This is a genomic window from Streptomyces sp. NBC_00466, from assembly GCF_041433995.1.
GTDB lineage: Bacteria > Actinomycetota > Actinomycetes > Streptomycetales > Streptomycetaceae > Streptomyces.
This window is the reverse complement of the sequence record NZ_CP107896.1, coordinates 2750603-2768881: the sequence shown is the minus strand read 5'-3', so window position 1 is coordinate 2768881 and position 18279 is coordinate 2750603. Positions and strand designations below refer to the sequence as shown.

Sequence of the window (18279 nt, the reverse complement as noted above, 5' to 3'; positions counted from 1 at the left end):
ACCTCACGCCCGGATCACGCCGGGTCAGACGTTCTCGGCCTGGAACATCCAGCGCTGCTTCTCCAGTTCGGCCGTCAGCCCGATCAGAAGGTCCTGGGACACCGGGTCCGGCTCGTCGGTCGCCGCGATCGCGCTGCGCAGCCGGATGATCGCACCACCCAGCGCGTTCACCAGCAGCTCCACGACGTCGTCGTCGGAGATCCAGCCGGTGGCAGGCTCCGGCAGCTCACTGGTCTTGGCCAGCGCGGCGATACGGCCGTCGGGCGGCACCCCGATGGCGGAGGACCGCTCGGCGACCGTGTCCGCGTAGTCGCGAGCCGTGGTGACCACCTCGTCGAGCTGGAGGTGGATGGAGCGGAAGCGCGGCCCCACCACGTTCCAGTGCACCTGCTTCGCGAGGAGGGAGAGGCCGAGCAGGTCGACCAGGGCGCCCTGGAGGGCCTTCCCGGTGGTCTCGCGCGCTGCGTCGGTCAGGGTGCTCTTCACGGTGGCAGTCATAGTGCGTGCACTCCTTACGTCGATTGGCTGTGCTGTGCGCCTGACCAATCGCGTACCCGGGGGTCCGGCCGGCAGTCCTCGCCGTGCGAACCGGTTATTTCGCGTCGGCGTAGCACTCCACCACCGCCGTCGTGAACGGGAACCGCACCGGTGTCTCCCCGAAGGCGATCCGCCCGGCCAGCTCACCGGCCGCGCGGATCGCCTCGACCACCTGTGGCGCCTCGTCCCGCGGGCAGTGCACGATCACCTCGTCGTGCTGGAAGAAGACCAGCTCGGCGCGGAGCCCCGCGGTGTGCAGAGCGCGGCGCAGCGCGGCCAGCATCAGCAGTGCCCAGTCGGCCGCGCTGCCCTGGACCACGAAGTTCCGGGTGAACCGGCCCCAGGCGCGGGCGTCCGACGAGCGGGGTCCGCCCGGCGGGCCGGACTCCGGCGGGCCGGCCAGTGGATCCTCCTGCGGAATGCCCGCTTCGTCGCCTTCCTCGGCCCCGGCCGCCGGTGGGCTGGTACGCCCCAGCCAGGTCCGTACGAGCCGACCCTCCTCTCCCGCCTTCGCCGCGTCGTCGACGTAGGCCACGGCTGCCGGGAACCGGCGCCGCAGCGCCGCGAGGTTCTTCAGGCCGTCCCCCGACGTCTGGCCGTAAATCGCGCCCAGCAGTGCGAGCTTGGCGTGGTCGCGGTCGCCGCTGAACGCCCGGTCGGAGAGGGCCGAGTACAGATCCCCGTCGTGTCCCGCCACCTCCATCAGCCCCCGGTCGCGGGAGACCGCCGCCAGCACCCGGGGCTCCATCTGGTCGGCGTCGGCCACCACCAGACGCCAGCCCTCGTCCGCGACGACCGCCCGCCGGATCACCTTCGGGATCTGAAGTGCCCCGCCGCCATTGGTGGTCCACCGCCCGGAGACCGTCCCGCCCGGCTGGTACTCCGGGCGGAAGCGCCCGTCCCGCACCCAGTCCTGGAGCCACCCCCAGCCGTTGGCCGTCCAGATCCGGTAGAGCTTCTTGTACTGGAGCAGGGGCCGCACCGCCGGATGCGCGATTCCCTCGATCTCCCAGCGCCGGGTCGACTTCACCCGGATCCCGGCCTGGGCGAACGCCTTGATGACGTCGGCGGGCAGCTCCGGTCTGACCCGGCGTCCGAAGGCCGCCGACACCTCGTCCGCCAGCTCCGCCATCCGGCGCGGCTCGCCGCCGCCCGCATACCGCTCGCCGAGCAGCTCGTCCAGGACGGCCCGGTGCACATCGGCCCGCCAGGGCAGCCCGTCCCGGTGCATCTCGGCCGCCACCAGCATCCCCGCCGACTCCGACGCGGTCAGCAGCCGCATCCGGTCCGGGTGGACGGTGGTCCCGTACCGCACGAGCTGGTCCGCGTACACCTCGAGGAGCGTGCCCAACTCCATGGGGACCGGGGCCGGTTCGAAGAGGGAGGACTGCGCGCCGGGCTCGGCGGACCGGGGGCGCGGATCGGGCGGCACGGGTGCCCGGTGCAGCCGGGCCCAGGCCGCCGCGGCCGAGCGCGGCTCGCCGTACCGCCCGTCGTGGCCGAGCAGCAGCAGCTCCGCGTCCTCGATGTCGTAACACCGCTCGACCCGCACCCCGGCGGCGAGCAGCCGTGGATAGATCTCGGCGGTCGAGCGCCACACCCACCGCCCGACGTCCGGCCGGGCCCGCACCGCCTCGACCAGATCCGGCTCGAAGAGCACGTCCTCGGCGGGCAGCCCGTCGCCGCCGAGTGGCGCGAGGTGCGCCCCGCCGCCCTCCGCCGTCGCCAGAGCCCACCGTTCGGTCATGCGATCGAGTGTGGCAGCCACCACTGACAATCGGCCGGAGGCCGCGAGGGGCGGTGCATGGGGGACGGCGGGAGGGGGCTGCGCTGCATATCCTCATCCTCCGGCGTACGGACGGCACTTGTGCCGCCCCTGTCCGTTCGGGCGGGCGGAACCGTACGGAAGGGGCGAGCGGCTCCGGGAACGGTATGGCGCATGGCCCCGCGACTGGTTCCGAGGCTCGGCGGCCGCTCGCGGCTCTCTGTCCACAGGCTGTGGACAGAGGATCCGGCGAGCGGGTGCAGTGGAGGGCGGTGACCCGTACGGCGGTGCGGGCCGGATCTACCCTGGGCGCATGGAGACCGGGCCCAGGGAGACTGGGCGCATGAGGGCTGGGTGCATGAAGGCTGGGCGCAGGGGCGGCGTATGGAATCGGTGACCGACCGGGCCTTCGCCGCGGCCCTCTACAGCGAGGGCGACGCGGGCCTGGACACCGGAGCCTCCCTGCTCGCCGCCGACCCGGCGGCCGACGCGGAGCTGGGCCGGCGCGGCGAGGAGTTCCTGTGCCGGGCCTGGCGGCGCGGGTGGCAGCCCGCCGACGTCGTACGGCTCGTCCGGCGCGATCTGGCCGACCGGCACGTCCGGCTCCTCTCGGCGCTGATCACGGCGGAGGTGCGGGCGTGCAAGCGGCTGCCGCCGCGCTGGCAGACCCAGCTGGACGAACTGGCCGCACCGCCCTGGGAGGCCGACCGTTTCTCGTACGCGACCGCACTCCTGGAGCTGTACCGGCTGCTCCTGCGTCTCCCGGCCATCGAACCGGTGGGCCCGGCGCCGGGCACCGATGTGCTGCTCCCGCCCCACCACCACGCCGAGCCGCGGACGCTCGGCCGGATCCGCGCGCTGCTCGCCAAGGCCGAGGCGACGGACTACGCGGCGGAGGCCGAGGCGCTCAGCGGCAAGGCGCAGGAGCTGATGGCCCGGCACAGCATCGACGAGGCGCGGCTCGCGGCCGAGGGGCACCGTACGGACACCCCGGCGGCCTGCCGTATCGGCGTCGACGCCCCGTACGAGACGGCCAAGGCGGTCCTGCTCGACGCGGTCGCCACCGCGAACCGCTGCCGTGCGGTCTGGAACAGCGCGTTCGGCTTCTCCACGGTCGTCGGCTTCGAACCCGACCTGGAGGTCGTCGAACTGCTCCACACCTCACTCCTGGTCCAGGGGGTGGCCGCGATGACCCGCGCGGAGGCGGCGCAGCGTGCGGGCGGGCGCAAGCGGACAAAGACGTTCCGGCAGTCGTTCCTCACGGCGTACGCCAGCAGGCTCGGCCACCGGCTCGCCCGGACCGCGGACGAGGTGACGGCGGAGGCCGCGGGCTCGCTGCTGCCGGTGCTCGCGGAGCGGGACGTGGCGGTGGTGTCGGAAACGGACCGGATGTTCCCCGAGACAACCGTGAGCCGGGTACGTGGCGTCACGGACGAGGCGGGCTGGCTGGACGGCACGGCGGCGGCGGACGCGGCGGGGCTGGGACCGAACGGGCCGAACGGGCCGAACGGGCCGAAGGGGTCGAAGGCCCGGTTGGGGCCGGGGGCCTGACGGCGGGGGCCTGACGGCTGGGGTCTGACAGCGGGGGCCTGGGCTGGGACCTGACGGCAAGGACCTGGGCTTGGGTACTGGGCGGCCCCCAGCGCCCAAGCCCCCCACCACCCACAGCCCCCACCACTAACAGCCCCCCAGCGCCCTCAGCATGACGTCCATGCGCCCGATATGCCCCGCTATCCCACTATCCCGCTACTCTCAGACCCATGACCTGGCTCCGGGCCCTGTACGCGACCGCCCGCTCCGGGCTGACGATCGAACGGCGGCGCCTGGAACCGCTCATCGCCCTCCGCGGCGCCGCCGGCCTCGCCCTCGTCGTCCTGCTCAGCCTCGACATCTTCGGCCCCGCTGTCGCGGCGAGTTCCGCCTTCGGCGCCTACCAGGCCGCCATCGCCAGTTTCCAGCGCAGCTGGCGCGCCCGGCCGGTCCTGGCACTGTTCTCGGGCGGGACGCTGGCCGTGTCGACCTTCCTCGGCTACCTCTTCGGCGTGCACACCGCCCTGTTCATGACGCTGATCGCGATCTGGGCGTTCGTGGCGGGACTGGCCTGGGCCGTCGGGCCCACCGCGGGCATCATCGCCGCGTCCAACGTCGCGATGATGCTGGTGACCGTCACCCTCCCCACCTCGGTGCCGGCCGCCGCCGGCCACGCCGCGATCATCGCCTGCGGCGCGGTCGTCCAGGCCGGCCTGATCGTCCTCTTCCCCATCCGCCGGTGGGGAGCCCAGCGCGACGCCCTCGCCGATGCGCTGGCCGCCGAGGCCGACTACGCCCGCAGGCTGCGCCACGACCCGGTGGCCTCCTTCGACCCGGAGCCGTTCGTGACGGCCCGCAGCGCCGCCGCCGTCACCCGGCGGCAGGCCCGCAGACGCCCCGCCGAACTGCACGGCACCCGCGGCCTCGCCGAGCGGATCAGGCCCGTGCTCGCCTCCCTCGCCGACCCGGCCGTCGGCGCCGCGGCGGAGGGACCTGAGCGCACACGGGTACGGGAACTGCTGTCCGCCGCCGGCTCCGTACTGGACACCGCGGCCCGCGCCGTCCGGCACGGCGAACCCGTGGTCATCTCCGCCCCGGCCCTCGCCGTACTGGAGGCCCCCGACAACTCCGACGTGCTCACCGGACCCGCCCGCCGCGCCGCCGCCCGGCTGGCGACCCTGCTCCGCGACGTCGTCGAGACGGCGCAGGGCGAGGGCACCACGCCCGACACCGAGCCGCTGCTGCGGCCCACGCTGGTGCGGATGGCCCCGGTCGTGCTGCGGACCATGCGCAAGGAACTGCACAGCCACGACTCACCCGTCCTGCGCCACGCGATCCGCACCGCGGTGGTCGCCGCGGTCGGCTATCTCATCGGCTTCACCCTGCCGCTCGGGCACGGCTACTGGGTGCCGCTGGCCTCCGTGATGGTGATGCGCCCGGCCTTCTCCCAGACGTACGGCCGCGCCGTCGCGCGCTTCGGCGGCACGCTCGTCGGGGTGTCGGTCGCCACCGCCGTTGTCCAGGTGGCGCATCCCGGGCCGTACCCGTCCGGAGCGCTCGCGGTGGTCTGCGCGGGGCTGATGTTCCTCCTGATGCGCACGGGGTACGCGGCCGGCTCGGCCTGCGTCTCCGCCTACGTCGTCTTCCTCCTCGAAATGAGCGGACTCGACGTCGGCCAGACCGTCCGGGACCGGGTGCTGCTCACCCTGATCGGCGGGCTGCTCGCCATGGTCGCGTACGCCGTCTATCCGGCCTGGGAGACGCCCAGGCTGCGCAACCGGCTCGCCGACTGGCTGCTCGCCGACGGCCGTTACGCGGCGGCGGTCGTCGCGCACTACGCCGATCCGGCCGGCGCCCGCAGGACCGATGTCCGGGACGCGGTGCTGGCCGCGCGCACCGCCAGGATCACCTGGCAGGAGGCCCTGGAGCGGGCCACCCACGAACCGGTGCGCCACCGGGGCCTGTCCAGGTCGGCAGCCGCCGACGCGGAGGAGGCGATGGCGCAGCTGGGCCGGGCGGCCATGCTGATGGAGGCCCATCTGCCCAGCCGCTCCACCACCCCCGTACCGGCGGCGCATGACGTCGCGGAGGCGCTGCTCCACGCGGTCGAGCGGGGCGCCAAGGACATCCGGCACCGACGCGTGCCGCACTGGGACGAGGTGCGCGAGAACCTCGCCGCGTGGGACGGCGAAGGCGTACCCGACCAGGTCGTACGCAGCGGGGCGGGGCTGCTCCTCGACACCCTCGACGAACTCACCGCGGCCCTGGACCAGGAGGCCACCCGGCCCCGGACCGGATCGGACCAGGCCCCGCGGGCCCGGCCCGGCCCATCCGGGAAGCCCTGGGACCCCTAGAACCCCGGGAACCCTAAAAGCCCTGAAACCCTAGGACTTGGGCATCTTCAGTCCGTCCGGGAGCTTCGCCCCGTCGGTCTTCTTGAAGGTGTCCTTGATCCCGGCCTCCCACGACACCGTCATGGTCTTGCCGTCGGCGGACTCGATCGTCCCCATGGTGCGGTCGTTGTTGCCGTCGGGGCACTTGAGGGTCAGCATCTGCTTGCCCATGGCGGCGACCACGCCGGTGCAGACGTGCTGCCCCGCGATGGCGGCCTGCTTGCCCTGGATCACCAGCGCCGTGGACTTGCCGCCGGTCATGGCGAGCCAGCTGCCCTCGATGTCCGCGGCCTTCGCGCCCGCACCATCGGAGCCGCTGCCGCCACTGGATGCGGGGGCGGCGGTGTTCGAGCCCTTGCCCTGGTCCTTCGACGCGTCGGAGCTCTTGCTGTCACTGCTCGAACACCCGCTGATCACGAGTGCCGCCGCAAGCCCGGTGGCCGCGATGCCGGCGGTACGTACGAACCTGTTCACTTCTTTCCCCCTGGTGTGGATGACGGAACGCGCCAAGCTACCAGGGAGCCGGATCGGGGGACCGGGCGTCCCCGTGCATGAGGAACGTTTCTCCGGCAAAGCTGTAGTGGAGCGACCACCCCGTGTGCACGTGCATCTGCTCATGCATCTGCAAGTGAACACAGCTATGATCCTGGAGAGTTGAGACCTGTAATTCCGTACGTCCGTACTCCGGTACTCCGTACTTCTGCACTACCCGGGAGCGACCTGTGCACCACGCGTACAACGGCATGGCGTCAACAGCGCTTCACGGAGTCATCTGGCAGAAGAGCGAGCTGAGCAACTCGCAGGGCTCGTGCGTGGAGTTCGCCAGGCTGCCCGGCGGAGAGGTGGCGGTACGCAACTCCCGCCACCCCGAAGGCCCGGCTCTCGTCTACACCCCGGCGGAGATAGCGGCGATGCTGCACGGCGCGAAGGCGGGGGAGTTCGACCACCTGGTCGCCGAACAGGTCTGACCGGCAGGGAACTTGAGGGGCACGAAGAAAACGGCCCGGACGTCATGCGTTTCATCAACGGCGGCCGGCCGACCAGCCGCGAGGCGATCCGGGCGCGGGTCCTGCCGCGGCTCCTCCACGACTGTCCGTGCATCGGTAGTACCCGTGGCTACTGGGCCGCGGAGGGAGAAGGCCGCCGGGGCCTTCCTGATCCGAGCACGGCGTGATCCGAACGAAAGGCCCTAACTCCCCTGCTCCCCCTGCAGCCGGAACAGCGCCCAGACGACCTTCCCGTGCGCTGTTCCCGCCAGCGGGTGCCAGCCCCAGCTGTCGGCGAAGGAGTCGACCAGGAAGAGGCCCCGGCCCGACTCCGCCGCGAAGTCGTCCGTCGGGCGGGCCGCGGGGGCGCTGTCGCTCGGGTCGCGTACCGCGCACACCAGGCGGGAGGTCCACCGCATCAGGTGCAGCCGCACCGGGGCGTCCTCTTCGCGCGGGGCGTCGGACGGCAGGGCGTGGCGCAGGGCGTTGGTGACGAGTTCCGACACGACCAGCGCCACATCGTCGAACCGCTCGCACAGGCCCCACGACGTGAGCGTCGACTTGGTGAAGTGCCGTGCTCCCCGTACCGCCTCGAACTTCGGCGGCAGCGCGCAGGAGGCGGAGCTCGACACGGTGGCGGGGTCGATCGGAGGAAGCCCCTGCCTTAACGGCTTGAGCATGGTCGATCCATTCGTCCCCATGCGAGGCACTCCCCGGTTTCGCGGCCGTAGCCAGCGTGCGGTGGTACGAGAACGCAGGTGCGCGGGGCCCATGGTTCCGAATGCGCACAGCAGATGCAAGGGCAGATGCACGTGCACGCGCCGGACTTGAGCGGCCCCGTGACGGTTCTTGCGCATTTCTTCTCGCACTCTTCTTGCCGGTCGCCTGCCGGGCTTTGCTCTTTCTGTAATCGATCGAGTACAGGGCGGAGCGTTTTAGTGGCAGACTGCCCCCCACATCACGACCGGGGAGGGTTGGAAAGTGTCAGCAGGCGAGTCCTGGGGGTCTTCCCAGACGCTGAGCACCGGAGGTGGGTCCGTCGTGCGGCGCATCCTCCTGGGCTCACAGCTCAGACGGCTGCGCGATTCACTCGGGATCACCCGGGAGGCCGCCGGATACTCGATCCGCGCCTCGGAATCCAAGATCAGCCGCATGGAGTTGGGACGGGTGAGCTTCAAGTCCAGAGACGTCGAGGACCTCCTCACGCTCTACGGAGTCCTCGACGCGACCGAGCGCGAAGCCCTGCTGGGTCTGGCCAAGGAGGCCAACCTCGCCGGGTGGTGGCACAGTTACGGCGATGTGCTGCCGGGCTGGTTCCAGACGTACATCGGTCTCGAAGGCGCCGCTTCACTGATCCGCGCGTACGAAGTGCAGTTCGTGCACGGCCTGTTGCAGACCGAGGCGTACGCCCACGCGGTCGTCACCCGGGGCAACTCCGAGGCGTCGGCTGCCGACATCGACCGCCGGGTCGCGCTGCGCCTGGAGCGCCAGAAGGTCCTGGTCGCCGAGCACGCGCCGCAGTTCCACGCCGTGCTCGACGAGTCCGCCCTGCGCCGTCCGTACGGTAAACGGGACGTGATGCGGGCCCAGTTGGAGCACCTCATCGAGATCTCCGAGATGGCGAACGTCACGCTCCAGGTGATGCCGTTCAGCTTCGGCGGCCACGCAGGCGAGAGCGGATCGTTCGCGATGCTGCGCTTCCCCGAGTCCGACCTGTCGGACCTCGTCTATCTGGAGCAGCTGACCGGTTCCCTCTACCTCGACAAGAGTGAGGAAGTCGCCCAGTACGACCGGGCGATGAGCCAGCTCCAGCAGGACAGCCCGCCGCCGGAAGACACCCGGTCCATCATCAGGGACATCCTCCGCACCGCCTGAATCGCACGTACGATGAGATGCCATAAGGCCTCAGGCGTCATGAGCATCTGCGCGCGCGGCAGCGGCAGTTAGGGATTCCATGTCCTTCTTCAGCGAGCTTGCTCTTCAGTACATCGACGGTGAGTGGAAGCCGGGCAGCGGCTCCTGGGACATCATCGACTTCAACCCGTACGACGAGACGAAGCTGGCCTCCGTCACGGTGGCAACGGCCGCCGAGGTGGACCAGGCGTACCGCGCCGCTGAACGCGCCCAGGAGGCCTGGGCCACGACGAACCCCTACACCCGCCGCGCCGTCTTCGAACGCACCCTGCGCATCATCGAGGAGCGCGAGGACGAGATAGCCGAGGCGATCGTCACCGAGCTGGGCGGCACCCGGCTGAAGGCCGCCTTCGAGCTGCACCTCACCAAGGAGTTCCTGCGCGAGGCCGTACAGCTGGCACTGCGCCCCGAGGGCCGCATCATCGCCTCGCCGGCCGACGGCAAGGAGAACCGCGTCTACCGCGTCCCGGTCGGCGTCGTGGGCGTCATCAGCCCGTTCAACTTCCCCTTCCTGCTCTCCATGAAGTCGGTCGCCCCGGCGCTGGCGCTCGGCAACGCCGTGGTGCTCAAGCCGCACCAGAACACCCCGGTCTGCGGCGGCACCCTGGTGGCGAAGGTGTTCGAGGAGGCGGGACTGCCCGCGGGCCTGCTGAACGTGGTGGTCACCGACATCGCCGAGATCGGCGACGCGCTGCTCACCCACCCGGTGCCCAAGGTCATCTCCTTCACCGGCTCCGACAAGGTCGGCCAGCACGTCGCCACGGTCTGCGCCGCGCACTTCAAGCACGCCGTCCTGGAGCTCGGCGGCAACAGTGCGCTGATCGTGCTGGACGACGCCGACATCGACTACGCGGTCGACGCGGCGGTCTTCAGCCGGTACGTGCACCAGGGCCAGGTCTGCATGGCCGCCAACCGCATCCTGGTGGACCGCGGTGTGGAGCAGGAGTTCACCGAGAAGTTCGTCGCCAAGGTACGGACGCTCAGGACCGGCGACCCGGCCGACCCGGCCACCCACATCGGCCCGCTCATCAACGCCAGGCAGGCCGAGGCCGTCACAGCGGTCGTCGAGCAGGCGGTGGCCGCCGGAGCGACGGCGCTGGTGCACGGGCGCGCCGAGGGCACCCTGGTCTCGCCTTCGGTCCTGACCGGTCTGGCCCCCGACTCGCCGGCCCTCCAGCAGGAGATCTTCGGCCCGGTGGCGCTGCTCGTCCCGTTCGACGGGGAGGACGAGGCGGTCCGTATCGCCAACGACACCCCGTACGGGCTGAGCGGCGCGGTGCACACCGGCGACGTGGAGCGCGGTGTCCGCCTCGCTCGGCGGGTCCGTACCGGAATGATCCACATCAACGACGGCACCGTGCACGACGAGCCGATCGTCCCGTTCGGCGGCGAGAAGCGCTCCGGGCTCGGGCGGCTGAACGGCGAGTCCATGGTCGACGCGTTCACCACACAGCAGTGGATCTCGATCCAGCACGGGCGCAGCCGCTTCCCGTTCTGAGGCCGCGGGGCTGCGGCGGTGCGGCTCCGTGAGCAGGATCTAGGCTGGCCCCATGTCAGCGATCCGTCTGCTCGTACTCGGAGCGGTCCGCCAGCACGGGCGCGCACACGGCTACCAGGTGCGCAACGACCTGGAGTACTGGGGCGCCCACGAGTGGTCCAACGCCAAGCCGGGGTCGATCTACCACGCCCTGAAGCAACTGGCGAAGCAGGGCAAGCTGCTGGCGCACGAGACCGCTCCGAGCACGGCGGGCGGCCCGCCGCGTACCGAGTACGAGATGACGGCGGCGGGCCGGGACGAGTACCTCAGGCTGCTCCGCGAGGCACTCGTCACCTACGACCAGAAGATGGACGTCATGTCGGCCGCGCTCGGCTGCATCGTCGACCTGGAGCGGGCCGAGGCCGTCGCGCTCCTGAAGGAACGCGTCCGGGCGATGGAGACCTGGCGGGCCGCGGTCACCGAGCACTACATCCCCGAGGACGGCCCGCAGCAGCTCGGCCACATCGGGGAGATCATGAACCTCTGGGTCCACACGGCGGACGGCGGCGCCGAGTGGACACGCGGCCTGATCGAGCGGATCGAGGGCGGCGCGTATGTCTTCGCCGGTGAGGGCGAGCCGTTCACGGGCGTCCTCACCGAGGGCGAGGAGAACCCGTACGCGACCGGCGAGCCGCACCCGGGGGACACCGCCTGACGGGTGCGGCCGGCCTGGTCCGAACGCAGGAGGCTAGTGGTGGAACCCCGTGGCCTGCGCCTTGCTCCCCTCCAACGGCCCCGACTGGCGCCGCAGTTCGGGCAGCAGTGACTGCAGGTCGTCCATCAGCAGACCGGACAGGTCCTCGGAGAACCCGTTGCGGCAGACCACCCGCAGTACCGAGAGGTCCTGCCGGTTCTCGGGGAAGGTGTACGCGGGCACCAGCCACCCCCGCTCGCGCAGCCGCCGCGACACGTCGAACACGTCGAAGCTCGTGGTGTCATCCGTCGTCGTGAAGGCGAAGACCGGCAGCTCATTGCCCCGGGTCAGCAGCCGGAAGTCGCCCAGCGCCTCGATCCGGCCGGCAAGTCCCCGCGCCACGTCGCGTGTTGCCTGCTGGACGGCGCGGTACCCCTCCTTGCCCAGCCGCAGGAACGTGTAGTACTGCGCCACCACCTGCGCACCCGGCCGGGAGAAGTTGAGGGCGAAGGTCGGCATGTCGCCGCCCAGGTAGTTGACCCGGAAGACCAGCTCCTCGGGCAGTTCCTCGGGGGAGCGCCACAGCGCCCAGCCGACACCCGGGTAGACCAGGCCGTACTTGTGGCCCGAGGTGTTGATGGACGAGACCCGGGGGAGCCGGAAGTCCCAGACCAGCTCCTCGTCGAGGAAGGGGGCGACCATCGCGCCCGACGCCCCGTCGACATGGACGGGGATGTCCAGGCCGGTGCGCTCCTGGAGGGCGTCCAGGGCCGCGCAGAGCTCGGCGATCGGCTCGTACGACCCGTCGAAGGTGGAGCCGAGCACCCCCACCACCCCGATGGTGTTCTCGTCGCAGAGGTCGGCGGCGGCCTGCGGGTCCAGGTGGTAGCGGTCGCCCTCCATGGGGACCAGCCGCGCCTCGACCTCCCAGAAGTTGCAGAACTTCTCCCAGCAGACCTGGACATTGACGCCCATGACCAGGTTCGGCCGCGCGGTGGCCGGATAGCGGTCCGCGTTCCGCTTCGTCCAGCGCCGCTTGAACGCCATGCCCGCGAGCATGCACGCCTCGCTGGAACCGGTCGTCGAGCAGCCCACGGCGGTCGTGGGATCCGGCGCGTTCCACAGATCGGCGAGCATCGCCACACAGCGCCGCTCCAGCTCGGCGGTGCGCGGGTACTCGTCCTTGTCGATCATGTTCTTGTCACGGCACTCCGCCAGGAGTACCCCGGCCTGCGGCTCCATCCACGTCGTGACGAACGTGGCCAGATTGAGCCGGGAGTTGCCGTCCAGCATCAGCTCGTCATGGACCAGCTGGTACGCGCTCATCGGCGGCAGCGGGCTGTCGGGGAGCCGGTGCTTGGGCGGGGCCGTGTCCATGCCGCCGACGGGATTCGCCTCGCCGAAGAAGGGGTTGACGGCGATGGTGGGCGGTTTCCCGGAGCCGTCGGATCCGTTCGCGCCTCGGTGCAGTGGCATGGTTCGCGTTCGCCTTCCTCTGAGCCGCGCTCTCCTGTCGCGACGATGCGGACAAATGGTGCGGGTGGTGCGCCGGACAGTGCCGGGGTGCGAGGTGGGGCAGGTGGGGCAGGTGGGGCAGGCGGGCAGGTGGGGGAGGCGGTACGGATGCGGGGCTGAGCAGCCCGTACCCGTACCGCACCGCCGTCACTGCTTGGCGATGACGACCGCCGTGCCGTACGCGCACACCTCGGTGCCGATGTCGGCCGCCTCGGTGACATCGAACCGCATCGCGAGCACCCCGTTGGCGCCCCGCGCGCGGGCCTGCTCGATCAGCCGCTCCATCGCCTGGTTGCGGGTCTCCACCAGGGTCTTCGTCAGCCCCTTGAGCTCGCCGCCGATCATGGACTTCAGACCGGCACCGATCTGGCTCCCCAGATGGCGGGAGCGGACTGTGAGCCCGAACACCTCGCCGACCACCTGCTGAACCGCGTATCCGGGGACGTCGTTCGTCGTGACGACCAGTACGTCGGCCTGGGGCGACTGGCCGCCGCCGTAATCCTCGATGCTCATCCGGCACCACCTCCTGGTGATCACCTTGCCCGAAAACCCGTGCACCTCGCACCCGTGCCGAGGCGATGGAACCAGTAACCCCACGCGGGCGTTGATAACTTTGGCCAGCCATTACCCGCATGGCACCCATGCCGACTGACCCCAGGAGCCCGGAACCCGTGACTACTCTCGCGCTCGGACCGAGCTGGATGGACCCGGACTACCTGATCAGCACCTTCGGGGTGGTCGGCCTGCTGGTGGTCGTCTTCGCCGAGTCCGGGCTGCTGATCGGGTTCTTCCTGCCGGGCGACTCCCTGCTGTTCACCAGCGGTCTGCTCGTCACCACCGGCAAGCTCGGTACTCCGCTCTGGCTGCTCTGCGTGCTGGTGGCGCTCGCCGCCATCGTGGGCGACCAGGTGGGCTATCTGTTCGGCCGCAAGGTCGGACCCTCGCTCTTCCGGCGCCCCGACTCCAAGCTCTTCAAGCAGGAGAACGTCGAGAAGGCGCACGACTTCTTCGAGAAGTACGGCCCGAAGTCCCTGGTCCTGGCCCGCTTCGTGCCCATCGTGCGGACGTTCACGCCGATCATCGCGGGCGTGAGCCGGATGAACTACCGCTCGTTCGTGACCTTCAACGTCATCGGCGGCACGCTCTGGGGCGTGGGTGTCACCCTGCTCGGCGCGGGGCTCGGCAAGGTCGCGTTCGTCAACAAGCACATCGAGCTGATCCTCGTCGCGATCGTGCTGGTGTCGGTGGTGCCGATCGCCATCGAGTACCTGCGCGCGCGCGGAAAGGCCGGCCGGGAGGGCGCGCCGGGCGGCGACGCACCGGATGACCAGGGCCCCGGCACCCAGCGCCGCCGGCACGCCAAGCGGTAGGCCCTCGCGGTTTGGATCTGGACCGCCTGGCACCTGCTTAGAACCCCGCCTGGTACCTGCCTGGCGCCCGTCTGGCACCCGCTTGGAACCCGCTTAGAACCCGCGCGTCCGCTTCGCCGCCCGGCGCTGGCCGCCGACCACGCCGGGCGCCCGCATGAAGAGCCGGGAGATCTCACCGCCGAGGTTCACCCCGACCGCGATGGCCAGTGCCAGGGCGGCGGCCTTGGTCAGTGAGGCCAGCCCCTTGTTCACGTCGCTGTGTGCGATGAACAGCATCCCGAAGTACGTCGCGGAACCGGGCAGCAGCGGCCCGATCGCCGCCGTGACGTACGGCAGCGCCGACGCGTACCGGTAGCGCGAGAACAACTGCCCGAACAGACCCACGAGCCCGGCCGCGATGGCGGTGGACGGTACCGCCGAGAAGCCTCCCGGGTAGTGCAGCGCCCCGTAGACGATCCAGGCCACCCCGCCGTTCAGCGTCACCATCAGCACCGTCGAGCGGTCCTGCTGGAGCAGGATCGCGAAGGAGAAGGTCAGCAGCATCGCGGCGAGGGTCTGGACGACGGGCCTGTTGACCCCCAGCAGCGCCGCCTCCGCGTTGAGCTGGTTGGCGCCGAGCTGGAGCCCCAGCGAGATCACGATCAGCACGCCGATGACGATCGAGATGAAGAAGTAGACGACTTCGAGGAGCCGCGCGGACGCGGTGATGTAGTAACCGGTCAGACCGTCCTGGACGCCCGCGACGAGCGCCCGTCCCGGCAGCAGGGCGAAGAGCCCACCGGTGATCACCGCTGAGGCGCGCAGGTCGGGCACGTTCGCGAGGGTGAGCGCCACCCCCACCGCGGCCGGCGGCATCGCGGCCACCGAGAACTGGTAGAACTCCGGCAGCCCGCGCCCGGCGAGGAACCAGGCCAGCCGGTCGCCGAGCATCGCGCCCACCATCGCCGCGACGAAGACCAGCGCGCCACCGCCGACAAGCACGGAGGCCGCGCCGGCCAGCAGCCCGTTGGCGGTCGTCAGCGCCCAGCCCGGATAGGGGTGGCGGTTACGGCGGATCCCGGCGAGGCCGCGGTACGCCTCCTCCAGCGAGACGTCGACGTCCTCGGACGTGATGTCGTCGATGAGGTGGTAGACGGCCGCCAGACGGGTGTAGTCGGTGCCGCGGCGGCGTACGGTACGGCTCGCGGTCACCGGGTCGTCCACCAGCGAGGGCTGGTGCGAGATCGACAGCAGGGTGAACGTGACGGTCGGCTCGCAGCGTTCGAGCCCGTACGCCTGGGTGACGCCGAACATCGCCGCCTCGACGTCCTCGGCGCCCTCGCCGCCCGCGAGCAGCAGCTCGCCGATACGCAGCGTCAGGTCGAGCACGCGCGGTACGGCGGGACCCGACTCCTCGTCATGCTTCTGCGCCGCTTCCACCGTCGGCCGTTCATGGACCGGCATCCGCAGCATCGTGCGCATCCGGTCCTGCCAGGGCGCCTCCTTGGCCAGCTTGATCATGGGGAAGCCATGGGCCGGGGTGAAGGCGGACGGCGAGTTCTGGGCGCTGTACGTCTCCGGGGGAGTGAAGGCGGAACCTTCGGGTTCGGAGGGCGTCTCGGCGGCCAGCCCGGCCGGAACGGCGAATTCCGAGGTGGTGGAGGAGTCCTCGGGGGCAGGGGTCCCCGTACCCGTCGGCGGTACGAATGCGCTCCGTACCTCGTCCGACTGCGGCTTGCGGTCCTCGGGACCGTCGGTCTCAGCCACTCGCTCCGCTCCCACCTCTCCCGTACCTGACCAGCGCATGCCCAGTATGCGCACGGATACCGCCTGCACCGCCTCCGGACGCACTGCGGGCGGTGCACCCCGGAGGGACGCACCGCCCGCAGGAGCAGTCTCGGCGCGGGCCGGCCGGCGTCAGCGCGACCGGCACCGCATCAGCTGTGGATCAGTGCGACCCGCCCTGCGCCTGGAGGCGCTTGTACGAGTTCTCGACCTCGGCCTCGGCGTCGGCACGGCCGACCCAGTCGGCGCCCTCGACGGACTTGCCGGGCTCCAGGTCCTTGTAGACCTCGAAGAAGTGCTGGATCTCCAGGCGGTCGAACTCCGACACGTGGTGGATGTCGCGCAGGTGCTCCACCCGGGGGTCGGAGGCCGGGACGCAGAGCAGCTTGTCGTCGCCGCCCGCCTCGTCGGTCATCCGGAACATGCCGATCGCGCGGCACTTGATGACACAGCCGGGGAAGGTCGGCTCGTCCAGCAGGACAAGGGCGTCCAGCGGGTCGCCGTCCTCGCCGAGGGTGTTCTCGACGAATCCGTAGTCCGCGGGGTAGCTGGTCGAGGTGAAGAGCCGACGGTCCAGACGGATCCGGCCGGTCTCGTGGTCCACCTCGTACTTGTTCCGCGAACCCTTCGGAATCTCGATGGTGACGTCGAACTCCACGGGTGGCTCCTCCATGATCAACACGAACTTCGGGTGGTGCTGCGTCCTGCCGGACCGGCCGGATGCCGTGCGTACGGCAAACGCAGTGGTTAAGTGTCCCCCACGACGATGTGTGATCGCGAAAGGGGCTGCTCCGAGGTGCCGGTGCCGAAGGTGACGACGTGGCAACTCTCGGCGGGCTCCGCCGTGATCGGTCTCGCGCTCGCGGCCGGGCTGATCGCGGCGTCCGGACCCTGGGACTCAGGTCAGCGTAAGGCCGAGCGGGACTGGGCCGCTGCCCGGGACCGGACAGGTGGCGCACATCACGGGAGCCCCGGGCACGCGGCCGGCCCGGCGCCCGCGCCCAGCGCGCCCGGCGTACTGCCCGCACTCGGCAGCAGCGCCGCACCGACCGGCAAGGGGCTGGGCAGGGCGCTCGGCCACCTGATGGACGACCCGGCGCTCGGCCCCACCGCGGGCGGCGTGGTGATCGACGCCGCCACCGGCCGGACGCTGTACGGATCACACGCCGGCCGGCCCATGACCCCCGCCTCCACGGTGAAGCTCGCGACGATGGCCGCCGGGCTCTCCGCGCTCGGCCCCGGCCACCGCATCGCCACCACCGTCACCGCGACCCCCGACGGGAAGCGGCTGACCCTCCGGGGCGGCGGCGATCCGACCCTGGACCGGGACGGCCTGCGGGCGCTCGCCGACGCGGCGGCCAAGGCGCTGCGCGGCCGGGGCGTCAGCTCCGTCCGTATCTCGTACGACACCTCGGTGTACTCGGGTCCCTTGCTGCACCCCATCGGCCCCAACGACAACCTCGCCCCGGTCAGCGCCCTCATGACGGACGAGGGGCGGCTGGGCGGCGGCTCCGGTGACTCCAGCGGCTCCGGCGGCTCGGCCGGCTCCCCGGAGGAGGGGGACCACGGACCGGCTCCGCGTACCGGCGACCCGGCGGGCGGCACCGCCCGTACGTTCGCCGCGATGCTGGCCGACCGGTCCGTACACAGCAAGGGCGCGCCGTCGCCCGGCAAGTCCCCCAAGGGCGCGAAGACGGTGGCCACGACGTACTCGGCGCCGCTCTCGGCACTGGTCGAGCGGGCCCTCACCAACAGCGACAACGACATCGCCGAGGCCGTCGCCCGGCAGACCGCGCTCGCCGCACACGAACCCGCGAGCTTCGCGGGGGCGGGCCGGGCGGTCCGGGACGGGCTGAAGAAGCTCGGCCTGCCGCTGGACGGGGCCCACTTCGCCGACGGCAGCGGGCTGAACAGGCAGGACAAGGTCACCCCGACGCTGCTCGCCACCCTGCTCGCCCGGGCGGGCGATCCGGCCCACCCCGAACTGCGCCCGATCCTCACCGGACTGCCGATCGCCGGATTCACCGGCACACTCGACGAGCGCTACACGGACCCGTCCGGCGCGGGCGGTCTCATCCACGCCAAGACCGGCACCCTGACCGGCGTGAACACCCTGGCCGGGACGGTGGTGGACGCCCGGGGCAGGCTGCTGGCCTTCGCGTTCATGGCGTCGGACACCGCGTCCCCGGCGGCGGCCCAGTCGGCGCTCGACCGCCTGGGCACGGCCGTGGCGGCCTGCGGCTGCACGGGCTGAAGCCGTTCCGGAGGCGTCCCGGAGCGTTCCCGGACCGCTCCCGGAGCCGTGAGCAGCCGGTGCAACACCTCACCGTCCGC

At 71.3% G+C, this 18279-nt stretch carries 16 protein-coding genes and 1 pseudogene; 9 read left to right on the top strand and 8 right to left on the bottom strand.

From position 1 onward, the window contains the following. Positions 1-24: 24 nt before the first annotated feature. Positions 25-498, bottom strand: a complete 474-nt coding sequence (locus tag OG210_RS12225; RefSeq protein ID WP_328329663.1) for a DNA starvation/stationary phase protection protein — start codon at positions 496-498, stop codon at positions 25-27. Positions 499-592: 94 nt separating this feature from the next. Beyond that, positions 593-2284: a bifunctional 3'-5' exonuclease/DNA polymerase gene (locus OG210_RS12220; RefSeq protein WP_371536283.1), complete on the bottom strand. Its 1692-nt coding sequence runs from the start codon at positions 2282-2284 to the stop codon at positions 593-595. Positions 2285-2686: 402 nt separating this feature from the next. Between OG210_RS12220 and OG210_RS12215 the strand changes: the two genes are divergently transcribed. Both OG210_RS12215 and OG210_RS12210 read left to right on the top strand, forming a co-directional pair. Further along, positions 2687-3853 (top strand): DUF2786 domain-containing protein, encoded by a 1167-nt coding sequence (locus OG210_RS12215; RefSeq protein ID WP_371536279.1) that lies wholly within the window; start codon positions 2687-2689, stop codon positions 3851-3853. Between the two features lie 209 nt (positions 3854-4062). Continuing rightward, on the top strand, positions 4063-6186 hold the full coding sequence (locus OG210_RS12210; protein WP_328329669.1) for an FUSC family protein: 2124 nt from the start codon (positions 4063-4065) through the stop codon (positions 6184-6186). Between the two features lie 30 nt (positions 6187-6216). On the opposite strand, the gene OG210_RS12205 is transcribed toward OG210_RS12210, so the two are convergent. Beyond that, a complete protein-coding gene (locus tag OG210_RS12205; RefSeq protein ID WP_328329671.1) occupies positions 6217-6699 on the bottom strand; it encodes a hypothetical protein in 483 nt (160 codons plus the stop codon). Positions 6700-6947: 248 nt separating this feature from the next. On the opposite strand from OG210_RS12205, the gene OG210_RS12200 reads away from it, so the two are divergent. Then, entirely contained in the window at positions 6948-7193 is a 246-nt protein-coding gene (locus OG210_RS12200) for a DUF397 domain-containing protein (RefSeq protein WP_328329673.1), read from the top strand. A 26-nt stretch (positions 7194-7219) separates the two neighbouring features. Next, positions 7220-7382: pseudogene (locus tag OG210_RS12195) on the top strand (GNAT family N-acetyltransferase); the annotation flags it as partial. Positions 7383-7414: 32 nt separating this feature from the next. Here the strand turns inward: OG210_RS12195 and OG210_RS12190 are convergent. Then, positions 7415-7912, bottom strand: a complete 498-nt coding sequence (locus tag OG210_RS12190) for an ATP-binding protein (protein WP_328329675.1) — start codon at positions 7910-7912, stop codon at positions 7415-7417. Between the two features lie 280 nt (positions 7913-8192). Between OG210_RS12190 and OG210_RS12185 the strand changes: the two genes are divergently transcribed. The 3 genes from OG210_RS12185 (at position 8193) to OG210_RS12175 (ending at position 11317) form a co-directional block, all read left to right on the top strand. Beyond that, positions 8193-9086, top strand: coding sequence for a helix-turn-helix domain-containing protein (locus OG210_RS12185; RefSeq protein WP_371536275.1), 894 nt, complete (start codon positions 8193-8195; stop codon positions 9084-9086). Positions 9087-9165: 79 nt separating this feature from the next. Continuing rightward, complete coding sequence (locus tag OG210_RS12180) at positions 9166-10623, top strand: aldehyde dehydrogenase family protein (protein WP_328329679.1); 1458 nt, start codon at positions 9166-9168, stop codon at positions 10621-10623. Positions 10624-10675: 52 nt separating this feature from the next. Beyond that, entirely contained in the window at positions 10676-11317 is a 642-nt protein-coding gene (locus OG210_RS12175) for a PadR family transcriptional regulator (RefSeq protein ID WP_371536271.1), read from the top strand. A 33-nt stretch (positions 11318-11350) separates the two neighbouring features. On the opposite strand, the gene OG210_RS12170 is transcribed toward OG210_RS12175, so the two are convergent. Beyond that, a complete protein-coding gene (locus OG210_RS12170; RefSeq protein WP_328329683.1) occupies positions 11351-12772 on the bottom strand; it encodes a glutamate decarboxylase in 1422 nt (473 codons plus the stop codon). Positions 12773-12958: 186 nt separating this feature from the next. Beyond that, positions 12959-13324, bottom strand: coding sequence for a YbjQ family protein (locus OG210_RS12165; RefSeq protein ID WP_328329685.1), 366 nt, complete (start codon positions 13322-13324; stop codon positions 12959-12961). Between the two features lie 158 nt (positions 13325-13482). On the opposite strand from OG210_RS12165, the gene OG210_RS12160 reads away from it, so the two are divergent. After that, a complete protein-coding gene (locus OG210_RS12160; RefSeq protein ID WP_371536269.1) occupies positions 13483-14181 on the top strand; it encodes a DedA family protein in 699 nt (232 codons plus the stop codon). Between the two features lie 93 nt (positions 14182-14274). Here OG210_RS12160 and OG210_RS12155 read toward each other — a convergent pair whose 3' ends face one another. After that, entirely contained in the window at positions 14275-15966 is a 1692-nt protein-coding gene (locus OG210_RS12155) for a threonine/serine exporter family protein (RefSeq protein WP_328335552.1), read from the bottom strand. 142 nt (positions 15967-16108) lie between these two features. Continuing rightward, positions 16109-16603, bottom strand: coding sequence for an inorganic diphosphatase (locus tag OG210_RS12150; RefSeq protein WP_164264904.1), 495 nt, complete (start codon positions 16601-16603; stop codon positions 16109-16111). A 108-nt stretch (positions 16604-16711) separates the two neighbouring features. On the opposite strand from OG210_RS12150, the gene dacB reads away from it, so the two are divergent. After that, positions 16712-18199 (top strand): D-alanyl-D-alanine carboxypeptidase/D-alanyl-D-alanine-endopeptidase, encoded by a 1488-nt coding sequence (gene dacB, locus OG210_RS12145; RefSeq protein WP_328329690.1) that lies wholly within the window; start codon positions 16712-16714, stop codon positions 18197-18199. Positions 18200-18279 lie beyond the last annotated feature (80 nt).